An 11,379-nucleotide genomic window follows, 5' to 3' on the forward strand; every position below is an offset into this window, starting at 1 on the left:
AATTGTTCCTGCAACTATGGAATCAACTTTTTGGTCTCGAAAAACTAAGTGAAAAAAATTCTATTCCAGACGATGAGTTTTCAGATCTCAGTGCCGAAGATTATCTGAGATACCGTCTAGAGGAGCAATTCTTTTGATATCGCAATAAAAGCCAACAGCTAGACCGACAACTACAGTTTTTAGAAGGAAGTATTTATTTTTTGGGGGATTAGGAACCTTGCTAGCAGCGGTTAAATGACAAAGCTGGGTAGCTATCACTGTTGCCTTAACAGGTGCATTAAGCAATTATCTTGACTTTAAGCGTGTAGAAGCAACTCTGGTTGGTTATAACCGGGCGGCAGATGGACTTTATGATGTCGAAGCCTGGTGGAATAGCTTATCACTAGATCAAAAACAAAATTCTAAGAACTGCGAACGACTGGTGATCAGTACCGAGGCTATTATTCGGAGTGAACATGTCAGCTGGTTGCAAGATATGCAAGATAGACTGGCCGAAATGTACGGCAATACCGAAAATGAGACCTATCCTGAGAACAACAATGAAGACCAACAGAACAAATCAGGTTGAGAATAACTCTTCAAACCCATGATAGTCATAAGAGATATGACCAAATATAATATCTGTTCTTAGCTTTGAATGTTAAGCTCTGGAAACCTGATGTAGCACAGAAATAAAACTAAAGCGCATCATACTGCAATTAGTATGACGCGCTTTGTAGATTAGGACCCTGGCACCGAGCTATTTTCACAAGGGGCAACCCCCTCACTATCTTCACCGCAGGTGCGTTTCACAACCGAGTTCGGGATGGGTCGGAGTGGGACCACACCGCCATTGGCACCAGGAAAGCTATTGAGCTTACTGTTAATCTCTCAGTAGAGCCCTGAAAGACTGCATAGATTAGTATTAGTTCGAATAAGAGTTCATCCATGAGAACCCTTGACTGATAGGACAAGCCCTCGGTCTGTTAGTATTCCTCAGCTTCATACATTGCTGCACTTCCACTTAGAACCTATCAACGGGTCGTCTTCCCGTGACCTTACTGGATTAACTCCATGAGAGCACTCATCTTGAGGTGGGCTTCCCACTTAGATGCTTTCAGCGGTTATCCGCTCCGCACTTGGCTACCCTGCGTTTACCGTTGGCACGATAACAGGTACACCAGAGGTGCGTTCTTCCCGGTCCTCTCGTACTAAGGAAGACTCCTCTCAATGCTCTTACGCCTGCACCGGATATGGACCGAACTGTCTCACGACGTTCTGAACCCAGCTCGCGTGCCGCTTTAATGGGCGAACAGCCCAACCCTTGGGACGTACTACCGCCCCAGGTTGCGACGAGCCGACATCGAGGTGCCAAACCTCCCCGTCGATGTGAACTCTTGGGGGAGATCAGCCTGTTATCCCTAGAGTAACTTTTATCCGTTGAGCGACGGCCCTTCCACTCGGTACCGTCGGATCACTAAGGCCGTGTTTCCACCCTGCTCGAGTTGTCACTCTCGCAGTCAAGCTCCCTTATGCCTTTACACTCAAAGGCTGATTTCCAACCAGCCGGAGGGAACCTTTGCGCGCCTCCGTTACCTTTTAGGAGGCGACCGCCCCAGTCAAACTGCCCACCTGATACTGTCCACTAACCGGGTCACGGTCAATGTTAGAATCCTAGCCTTGATAGAGTGGTATCTCACCAGCGACTCACTAACACCCACAAGCATTAGTTCTATGTCTCCCACCTATCCTGCGCAATCAAAGCCCGAACCCAATACCAAGCTACAGTAAAGCTTCATAGGGTCTTTCTGTCCAGGTGCAGGTAGTCCGTATCTTCACAGACAATCCTATTTCGCCGAGCCTCTCTCCGAGACAGCATCCAGATCGTTACGCCTTTCGTGCGGGTCGGAACTTACCCGACAAGGAATTTCGCTACCTTAGGACCGTTATAGTTACGGCCGCCGTTCACCGGGGCTTCGGTCGCTAGCTTCATCCGAAGACTGACCAGCTTCCTTAACCTTCCGGCACTGGGCAGGCGTCAGCTCCTATACTTCCTCTTTCGAGTTTGCAGAAACCTGTGTTTTTGGTAAACAGTCGCCTGGATCTCTTCACTGCGACCCCCGTTAAGGGGTACCCCTTCTCCCGAAGTTACGGGGCCATTTTGCCGAGTTCCTTAGAGAGAGTTATCTCGCGCCCCTTAGTATACTCAACCCACCCACCTGTGTCGGTTTACAGTACGGGTCTGTTCGCTTCATTACATCCACAGCTTTTCTAGGCACTATCGTTCACTACGCAGCTTCCGTAGAAACTTCCCAATCCATTTAGGGTGTAGCTAGTTGTCATGCGTCCCTGCAATGCTCCACAAACAAAGTTCAGGAATATTAACCTGATATCCATCGACTACGCCTTTCGGCCTCGCCTTAGGTCCCGACTAACCCTCCGCGGACGAGCCTTCCGGAGGAAGCCTTAGGTTTTCGGGGTAGATGATTCTCACATCTATTTTCGCTACTCAAGCCGACATTCTCACTTCTGCTTCGTCCACACCTGCTCTCGCTAATGCTTCTCACTACTACAGAACGCTCCTCTACCACTTGATAAATCAAGTCCACAGCTTCGGTACATCTCTTAGCCCCGTTCATTTTCGGCGCAAGAACGCTTGACCAGTGAGCTATTACGCACTCTTTTAAGGATGGCTGCTTCTAGGCAAACCTCCTGGTTGTCTCAGCATTCTCACCTCCTTTATCACTTAGAGATGATTTGGGGACCTTAGCTGATGGTCTGGGCTGTTTCCCTCTCGACGATGAAGCTTATCCCCCACCGTCTCACTGGCAATGTATTCACTGGGTATTCTGAGTTTGTCTCGATTTGGTACCGCTCTCGCAGCCCGCACCGAAACAGTGCTTTACCCCCCAGCTATAATCACTACCGCTGCGCCTAAACACATTTCGAGGAGATCCAGCTAGCTCCGGGTTCGATTGGCATTTCACCCCTAACCACACCTCATCCGCTCCTTTTTCAACAGAAGTCGGTTCGGTCCTCCACTTAGTGTTACCTAAGCTTCAACCTGGACATGGTTAGATCACCCGGGTTCGGGTCTATAAACACTGACTATCGCCCTTATCAGACTCGGTTTCCCTTTGGCTCCGTCATTCTCGACTTAACCTGCCAGTGCTTATAAGTCGCCGGCTCATTCTTCAACAGGCACGCTATCACACGTTTAATCGTGCTCTAACTGCTTGTAAGCTCATGGTTTCATGTTCTATTTCACTCCCCTCCCGGGGTTCTTTTCACCGTTCCCTCGCGGTACTATTCGCTATCGGTCACACAGGAGTATTTAGCCTTACGAGGTGGTCCTCGCTGATTCAATCGGGATTCCACGTGCCCCAACCTACTCGGGATTCAGCTAGTATCCTTCAAATTTCGACTACAGGACTCTCACCTTCTTTGGTTCACCTCTCAAGTGATTCGTCTATCCTCCAGATTCCATATCGCTGTCCCACGACCCCAACTCTGATAAGAATTGGTTTAGGCTCTTCCCGCTTCGCTCGCCGCTACTAAGGGAATCGAGTTTTCTTTCTCTTCCTACAGCTACTAAGATGTTTCAATTCGCTGCGTTCGCTCGTACCCACCTATAGATTCAGTGGGCCGTACGTAGGGTTGCCCCATTCGGAAACCCACGGATCAATGCATGCTTCCTGCTCCCCGTGGCATATCGCCGGTAACCGCGTCCTTCTTCGCCTCTGTGTGCCTAGGTATCCACCATGAGCCCTTTGTAGCTTGACCTCTCAGTCTCTTTACTAAAGGTTCTCTGTGTCGAACTACCTATTCGACTAATCTATGCAGTTGTCAAGGTTCTCGCTAGACCTAAATCCAGCAGCCTATTCCCCTAGCCCATCTCTTAACAGACCTAAACAGGGTGCTGAAGTTATTCCTATCTCTGCCAATCTGGCAATATTTGGTGGAGGTAAGCGGACTCGAACCGCTGACATCCTGCTTGCAAAGCAGGCGCTCTACCAACTGAGCTATACCCCCATCAGTGGGCCATCCTGGACTCGAACCAGGGACCTCACCCTTATCAGGGGTGCGCTCTAACCACCTGAGCTAATAGCCCCAGCCTATACAACCTAAACAATAGTTTGAAATTCCCTCAATCCTGTCACGACCTAGAGTGACCAATATCGCTCCTAATAAAAATTCGTTCGGAGTCGATTCGGTAGGTCTCCCTTAAAGGAGGTGATCCAGCCACACCTTCCGGTACGGCTACCTTGTTACGACTTCACCCCAGTCATCAGCCCTGCCTTCGGCGCCCCCCTCCGAAAACGGTTAGGGTAACGACTTCGGGCATGGCCAACTTCCATGGTGTGACGGGCGGTGTGTACAAGGCCCGGGAACGTATTCACCGCAGTATGCTGACCTGCGATTACTAGCGATTCCTCCTTCATGCAGGCGAGTTGCAGCCTGCAATCTGAACTGAGCAACGGTTTATGGGATTAGCTCACTATCGCTAGTTGGCTGCCCTTTGTCCGTTGCATTGTAGTACGTGTGTAGCCCAGAACGTAAGGGGCATGATGACTTGACGTCGTCCACACCTTCCTCCGAGTTGTCCCCGGCAGTCTCTCCAGAGTGCCCAACTGAATGATGGCAACTAAAGACGTGGGTTGCGCTCGTTGCGGGACTTAACCCAACATCTCACGACACGAGCTGACGACAGCCATGCACCACCTGTCTCCTCGCTCCCGAAGGCACTACCCAATTTCTTAGGTATTCGAGGGATGTCAAGTCCTGGTAAGGTTCTTCGCGTTGCATCGAATTAAACCACATACTCCACCGCTTGTGCGGGCCCCCGTCAATTCCTTTGAGTTTCACACTTGCGTGCGTACTCCCCAGGCGGGATACTTAACGCGTTTGCTTCGGTACTGCACGGGTCGATACGCACAACACCTAGTATCCATCGTTTACAGCTAGGACTACAGGGGTATCTAATCCCTTTCGCTCCCCTAGCTTTCGTCCATCAGCGTCAGTCTTGGCCCAGTAGAGCGCCTTCGCCACTGGTGTTCTTCCTAATATCTACGCATTTCACCGCTACACTAGGAATTCCCTCTACCCCTACCATACTCTAGTTAATCAGTTTCAGTTGCTCTCCCACAGTTGAGCTGCAGTCTTTAACAACTGACTTAATTGACCGCCTACGGACGCTTTACGCCCAATAATTCCGGATAACGCTTGCATCCTCCGTCTTACCGCGGCTGCTGGCACGGAGTTAGCCGATGCTGATTCCTCTGGTACCGTCAGATCTTCTTCCCAGAGAAAAGAGGTTTACAATCCACAGACATTCCTCCCTCACGCGGCGTTGCTCCGTCAGGCTTGCGCCCATTGCGGAAAATTCCCCACTGCTGCCTCCCGTAGGAGTCTGGGCCGTGTCTCAGTCCCAGTGTGGCTGATCTTCCTCTCAGAACAGCTACTGATCGTCGCCTTGGTAAGCTCTTACCCCACCAACTAGCTAATCAGACGCGAGTTCATCCTCAGGCACATTAAGCTTTCAGCTCTCGCCATATGGGGTATTAGCTTCCGTTTCCAAAAGTTGTCCCCCGCCTAAGGGCAGATCCTCACGCGTTACTCACCCGTCCGCCACTCACCCCGAAAGGTTCGTTCGACTTGCATGTGTTAAGCACGCCGCCAGCGTTCATCCTGAGCCAGGATCAAACTCTCCATGGTAATCTCATTGCTCTCTAAAGAAGCAACAAGACTCATTCATCAAGTGTTGACCTGACACTCAGTGTTATCTAAGTATCCGGTCGTTTGACATCGGCCTCAACCTCGTGATAAGGTCTAACCAATTTCAAACTAAAGAAATTAAACAGGATTTTGTTAGAATCTCAAACTATTGATTTGTCTAGGTTCTAACTCGATTCGGTTACGGTGTTCGCCGCTCCCGTCTCAAGCGCTTTACTAATATAGCGAGCTGATAAACCTAAGTCAACACCTTGGGTGAATTTATTTTTTTGAGCTATTTCCCTTGTTCTGCAAGGCGTTCATCTATTTTGAATCAATTTTCTACGGCGAGCGCTACATTTTTTCGTCTCCTTTTATACAAATTTTTCGGACGTCAGAATTGAGTTTTAGGAGCTGGTTAATGGCCAGTTCTATAGATGTGAACGGGTCTTACGGATTGGTAAAACTACTGATCAACTGATTTTGCGATAGGTACTAGGTTTTTTCCTCACTTCAGAGGAGAATGTGACGGACATATATATGATTCGAGGAAAGCGCGGTGAATTTTCAGTCTGTCATTGCTACGCTGCATGAGTTTTGGTCGGCGCAGGGATGTTTGATTGTTCAGCCCTATGACACTGAAAAGGGGGCAGGGACTAAAAGCCCTCACACGTTTTTGAGGGCTATTGGCCCAGAGCCTTGGTCTGTCGCTTATGTTGAGCCTTGTCGTCGCCCAGCTGATGGTCGCTACGGGGAAAATCCAAATCGTTATCAGCATTACTATCAGTACCAGGTACTGATCAAACCCTCTCCTGGCAACATTCAGGATCTGTATCTAGAATCCCTACGGGCATTGGGTATCAAACCGGAGGATCATGATATTCGATTTGTGGAGGATAATTGGGAAGATGCTGCGGTTGGTGCTTGGGGCGTTGGCTGGGAAGTTTGGTTAGATGGTATGGAGGTAACTCAGTTTACGTATTTCCAGCAGTGTGGTGGTCTGGATTGTAAACCGGTGTCCATTGAGATTACCTATGGTCTAGAGCGATTGACGATGTATCTGCAAGAGGTGGATGCGATCGCAAAAATCCAATGGAGCGATACCGTCACCTATGGCGATGTTCACATGCAAGGTGAAATTGAATGCTCCACCTATAACTTTGAAGCCTCAAGTCCAGAGCTATTGTTGAACCTGTTCAACCTATATCAGCAAGAAGCCGAGCAGCTGATGGAGCGAGAACTTGTACTGCCCGCTTATGACTTTGTCCTCAAGTGCTCCCATACGTTTAACTTATTAGATGCCCGTGGCGTCATCTCAGTCACCGAGCGCACCCGTTATATCCGTCAGGTCCGTTCACTCGCCCGTAAAGTTGCTCAGCTTTACTATGAACAACGCGAGAAACTCGGCTTTCCCCTATTAAATGATGACAATAGGGAAAATTCACAGGCAACAAGCCATAAAGAAAACGCCGTACCTGCCTAAAATAAGGGCAGATAACAAACGCGTTAGGAATATTTGATTATGGCGTCTAGCTTAAGAGCGTATTTAGAACCGATTGCCGCCTGGTTTGCTCAGTTTGGCTTACCAGAATCCATTACCCACTGGGGTCATCCCGCCATGATGGCTATTGTTGTCTTTGCCATGGGCAGCAGTGCCGCCATTGCAGGCTGGAAAATTCGTACCGGTGCGCCAGACGCCACCATGGGTTCTATGCCTGTACGCAAATTCCATAAGAAAGTAGCTCTGTGGATGACTACATTTATTGGGATGGGTTATACCGGGGGGCTTCTATCCCTAGTTATGCAAGGCCAGCCTATTCTAGAAAGCCCACATTTCTGGACAGGGTCAGCGGTGCTTGGATTGCTCGGTCTCAACGGTGCCATTTCCATGAGTAAGTTTGGTGGCGGTCAAGATTCTCTCAGAAATGCCCATGCTTATATCGGTACAGCCGCTGTAGCCCTTATGGTCGTCCACGCCGCTTTAGGATTAAAGCTGGGGTTGTCCATCTAACCCACATCCAAAGACCTTACTCCTGCCAATAGCTGGGGAACGATAACCCAAGGCGCTGCTTCTAACGAGTTGAGGCAGCGCTTTTTACGTTGTCTCTTACTCAACTACCATGACACCCTGGGGATTCATTGTTATCTGCCTAAGCTACATTTTAGGTCTGCTCTCCACAGGTATCGCTGTTAGTCAATCCAACCAGCCTATTGCAGGCTACGGTCTTTTAATGCTTAGTTTAGTCCTAAGCATTTGGCTACCAAAACAATGGCGATTAGGCCCCACAGGGCGTCAGTGGCTATTTGCCGGAATCATCGGTCTGATCGGAGCCATTTACTGCCTATGGCGCATTCCACAACCTGAAATTGACGATATCAGCCGCTATGCCCCTGGCACCTACAGCGTCTATGGAGAAGTCACATCACTCCCCCAGCTCAACCGTAACGGTAAACACAAGTTTTGGCTCAAACCCCATGGAGTCCAAAACCGTTCTGAGCAGGCAGATTATATTAGTCGACAGCCTGCTAGCGGCAAACTATATGTCACGGCTCTACCTGAGCGCAGCGCCAATCTATATCCAGGTCAAGCCATTAAAGCAACCGGTCGGCTATATGAACCCAGCTCCACAGAAGAATTTGATTTCAAAGCCTATTTAGCCAGACAGGGTAGTTTTGCTGGACTGAGTGCTAACTATATTGATGACTTAGCCAACACAGAACAGTCTAAACATGGGCTCTGGCAGGTGCGGCAGCGGATTGCTAATGCTCAAGCTCGCTGGCTTGGTGATACTAAAGGTCATTTAGTCAGTGCCATGGTGTTGGGCCGTAGGGCTGTTGATTTACCCTACGATATTCGAGATGCGTTTATCACAGCAGGTTTAGCTCATACTCTGGCAGCATCTGGCTTTCATGTGGCACTCGTCCTGGGGATGGTATTGGCGTTATTAAAAAGATACTCGAACCGCACTCAAGCAATCGGCGGTAGCATTGCTCTGTTTATTTATGTAGGCCTGACAGGCTTGCAGGCCAGCGTAATGCGCGCGGCCATTATGGGTCTTGGGGCCATGCTGGGGTTAGCTTTAGAACGCAAGGTCAAACCTTTGGCTTGTTTAGGGGTAGCTGTCTTTTTATTATTGGTTTGGAACCCTCGCTGGATATGGGATATCGGCTTTCAGCTAAGTGTAATGGCTACCCTGGGTTTAATAGTCATGGCTACTGCCCTAGCCAAACGTTTGGATTGGTTGCCCAGCGCGATCTCAACTCTCCTAGCGGTTCCCATCGCAGCTTATATTTGGACGTTACCGCTACAGCTCTATCACTTTGGCACTGTTCCGTCCTACAGCATTGTTTTAAATATTTTTGCTACGCCACTGGTCACAGTCATTAGCTTAGGTGGATTTATCAGTGCAATGGTTAGTTTGATTTGGCCTTTAGTGGGGGGTGCGATCGCATGGCTCTTGGCTATACCATTACAGCTTTTAATTACCTTAGTGAAGTCCTTTAACCAATTACCAGGAAACCAAGTCACTATCGGAAATATATCTGTTTGGCTCGTAGTATTAGCCTATGGCCTCTACGGTAGCATTACCATTTGGCTAGCTCGTCGAAATCAGGAAGTCTAGGTCTGGAATGTTCGCCTCGGTGTAGAATAAACAAGCTCAAAATATGGGCGAACCTAATTGAATAGGTCCCTGGAGAGGTGGCAGAGTGGTTGAATGCGGTAGACTCGAAATCTATTATGAGCTTAGGTTCATCGGGGGTTCGAATCCCCCCCTCTCCGTTGAATAGCAAAGCTTTCGGCTATAGCTAATATATAGAGAAGAACTTCCTCAACACAGCTTTTTTGAGCTGAAAACAGGTGATTGATGCACTGTTATGGGTGCCGTTCTGGGGCACGCTTGAGGAAGCATGAAAACTGATCTAACCCCTCACTTGCAAAGGTTTAACCAACAGCTGGAAAAGGTAAGTTTGCGCCAGCGTCGTGGGAAACTCTATGTCCGGGGCAAGGCTGAGAATTCATTTCCACCTAAACCGGGAGAGCAGAAGCGGCAGCGGGTGGAGCTGGCGCTGAATTGTAATGCTTCGTTGGCGGGGCTAAAGGTGGCGAAGGCAAAGGCACAGGAGATAGACAGTCAGCTGCTTTGGGGGCGGTTTGACTGGGGGCCATACCTGAAGGGAAAGCAGAGGCCAGCGAAAACGGTGGCGGAGTGGATTGAGAAGTATGAGGCTGATCACTGGGCGTCTACGCCTAGAACGCTGACTAAGGAAAACTCTTATCAGCAGAACTATCGGTTGTTTTTTAAGCGTCTGCCGCAGGAGAGGGTTTTAACGCTGGATCTGTTGCGGTCTGAGATTTTGAAGGGGTCTAAACCGGGAACTCGTAGCCGGGAATTTTACTGTATGGCTTACGGTAGACTGGCGAAGTTTATGGAGAAGCAGGATGCGATCGCAACCACAGACTTAACCAACTTCCAAGCCGAGCTCAAATCTCTGAAACAGGGGTATAGCCCAAAGAAGATACTGCCCGAGGACTTACCGACTGACGAGCAGATCGTTGAGATATGGAAGTCGCTGAAAAATCCTAGCTGGCAATGGATTTACGGAATGATTGCGACTTATGGTTTACGGCCCCATGAAGTGTTTCATATTGATGTGGAGCGGTTTACGCCTGACACTGAGGTGTTGAGGGTGGCGGATAGTACTAAGACGGGGACGCGGTTGGTGTATCCCTGTCCGGCTAGTTGGCGGACTACGTTCAAGCTGTGGAATGTACGGTATCCGAATATTCAGCGAGAAGGGCGCAGTAATGGCAAGCTGGGGGAGAAGGTTTCGCAACGGTTTCGGGAAATTGGGATTGGTCATAATCCCTATGCGCTGAGACATGCCTGGTGTATTCGGACGGCGTTGCTAGGGGTACCGGATGCCATTGCAGCGAAATGGGCGGGCCATAGTGTGGCGGTTAGGACCCAGACGTATCACCAGGCGATTAGTGAGGTGCAGCATCAGCAGGTATTTGAGCGGATGAAGCGGGCTGAGCAGAGGGTTAGGGAATCAGGCGCTGATCGGGTGGAATCATAAGCAGGCGGTCAAAGTTAGCTACGTGGACCTGCCAGGTGGAGGTTGCGACGCTGGGGTCCTGGATATTGCGATAGTGGACGCCGTATTCAGCATCGCTGGGCTTTTCGAAGATGCGGAGTTTTTCTGCCCGTTCGATTTCGGCCATGATGCGATCTCGGCTGACGCCTAATAGGGGTGATGCTTTGGCGGGGGATAGCCAGAGGCCACGGATGCCATAGCTTTCGAAGATGCGTTCAACCCATTTTTGCCGCTCTTCTAGTTGAGTGTAGCGAGTTTCTAATAACTCCAGTCGCTGTTCGAGGGCGGCGAGGGTTCTAGGCATAATACGCGCGTTGATAATTGAGCTATACCGCTAAAACGGTTAGCCTGGAATACTTTGGGCTACAGGAAAAAGGGGCAGAGTGGTTGAATTCTGACTCAGCAGCTGGTAAGCAGAAAACAAGTGATTGATCGTTCAGTCAATTATATTCGATCATTCAATCAGAAGCACATATCCTGCGCTGAGCTGGGCTGACTACGGTTTTTAGGCTGATCCTTTCTAACTATTGAAGAGTGCCTGAGTAGTGGGCAGCAAAACCTCGGAAGTCGTCAGTATCTACGTTGTGGCAG

6 protein-coding genes, 3 tRNA genes and 3 rRNA genes are annotated in these 11,379 nt (G+C 49.4%); 6 read left to right on the plus strand and 6 right to left on the minus strand.

Going from position 1 to position 11,379, the window contains the following annotated elements; translation table 11 throughout:
- Positions 1-253 precede the first annotated feature (253 nt).
- A complete protein-coding gene (locus tag DXZ20_RS38735; protein ID WP_431732101.1) occupies positions 254-568 on the plus strand; it encodes a hypothetical protein in 315 nt (104 codons plus the stop codon).
- A 158-nt stretch (positions 569-726) separates the two neighbouring features.
- Here the strand turns inward: DXZ20_RS38735 and rrf are convergent.
- From rrf to DXZ20_RS16355, 5 genes are all read right to left on the minus strand, one after another.
- Positions 727-843 (minus strand): 5S ribosomal RNA (rrf, locus tag DXZ20_RS16335).
- A 102-nt stretch (positions 844-945) separates the two neighbouring features.
- Positions 946-3,762 (minus strand): 23S ribosomal RNA (locus tag DXZ20_RS16340).
- Between the two features lie 173 nt (positions 3,763-3,935).
- Positions 3,936-4,011, minus strand: a tRNA-Ala gene (locus DXZ20_RS16345).
- Positions 4,012-4,016: 5 nt separating this feature from the next.
- Positions 4,017-4,090: transfer RNA gene (locus tag DXZ20_RS16350), tRNA-Ile, on the minus strand.
- Positions 4,091-4,205: 115 nt separating this feature from the next.
- A 16S ribosomal RNA gene (locus DXZ20_RS16355) occupies positions 4,206-5,694 on the minus strand.
- The 16S, 23S and 5S rRNA genes sit together here with 2 tRNA genes alongside, the layout of an rRNA operon.
- Positions 5,695-6,250: 556 nt before the next feature.
- Between DXZ20_RS16355 and glyQ the strand changes: the two genes are divergently transcribed.
- The 5 genes from glyQ to DXZ20_RS16380 all read left to right on the plus strand — a co-directional run bounded on the left by glyQ (position 6,251) and on the right by DXZ20_RS16380 (position 10,770).
- The gene (glyQ, locus tag DXZ20_RS16360) at positions 6,251-7,174 is read left to right on the plus strand and encodes a glycine--tRNA ligase subunit alpha (RefSeq protein ID WP_006518790.1); all 924 of its coding nucleotides are present in this window, start codon (positions 6,251-6,253) and stop codon (positions 7,172-7,174) included.
- Positions 7,175-7,213: 39 nt separating this feature from the next.
- Positions 7,214-7,702 carry a DUF4079 domain-containing protein gene (locus DXZ20_RS16365; RefSeq protein WP_163665878.1) on the plus strand — a complete coding sequence of 163 codons (489 nt, stop codon included), beginning with the start codon at positions 7,214-7,216 and terminating at the stop codon, positions 7,700-7,702.
- 109 nt (positions 7,703-7,811) lie between these two features.
- Entirely contained in the window at positions 7,812-9,314 is a 1,503-nt protein-coding gene (locus DXZ20_RS16370; RefSeq protein WP_163699301.1) for a ComEC/Rec2 family competence protein, read from the plus strand.
- 71 nt (positions 9,315-9,385) lie between these two features.
- Positions 9,386-9,472, plus strand: a tRNA-Ser gene (locus DXZ20_RS16375).
- A 128-nt stretch (positions 9,473-9,600) separates the two neighbouring features.
- Positions 9,601-10,770, plus strand: a complete 1,170-nt coding sequence (locus DXZ20_RS16380; RefSeq protein ID WP_006518787.1) for a site-specific integrase — start codon at positions 9,601-9,603, stop codon at positions 10,768-10,770.
- Here DXZ20_RS16380 and DXZ20_RS16385 read toward each other — a convergent pair.
- Entirely contained in the window at positions 10,736-11,092 is a 357-nt protein-coding gene (locus tag DXZ20_RS16385; RefSeq protein WP_163699302.1) for a hypothetical protein, read from the minus strand. The genes DXZ20_RS16380 and DXZ20_RS16385 overlap by 35 nt on opposite strands.
- Positions 11,093-11,379 lie beyond the last annotated feature (287 nt).

This window comes from Adonisia turfae CCMR0081 (genome assembly GCF_011009555.1).
GTDB lineage: Bacteria > Cyanobacteriota > Cyanobacteriia > Phormidesmidales > Phormidesmidaceae > Leptothoe > Leptothoe turfae.